This window comes from Bacillus sp. SIMBA_005, assembly GCF_046535585.1.
In the GTDB taxonomy this organism is placed as follows: domain Bacteria; phylum Bacillota; class Bacilli; order Bacillales; family Bacillaceae; genus Bacillus; species Bacillus pumilus.
On the sequence record NZ_JAWRWI010001335.1, the window covers coordinates 1 to 228 of the forward strand.

Below are 228 nucleotides of genomic sequence, written 5' to 3' on the forward strand. Positions count from 1 at the left end.
GGATTTCATAGATTTGCCTCCTTCCTCCGGCTACTAATTATGTTATATTTTATCATAGCAAATTTATGGCAGTGAGCAAACAAAGATTTTAATCAATTAAAGAAAGAGAGAATTCACCATGAAACTACCAGTCAGAATTTCGCTGCTTCTGATCCTCTTCTTTTCCGCAGACCTATGTTTTTCCTATGTGCAGAAAGAATTGAGGCCGCAGACGGCATTACAAGATAG

1 pseudogene is annotated in these 228 nt (G+C 37.7%); it reads left to right on the forward strand.

Annotation, left to right across the window (positions count from 1 at the left end):
- Positions 1-118: 118 nt before the first annotated feature.
- Positions 119-228 (forward strand): annotated as a pseudogene (locus tag SB660_RS24405) (M15 family peptidase); the annotation flags it as partial.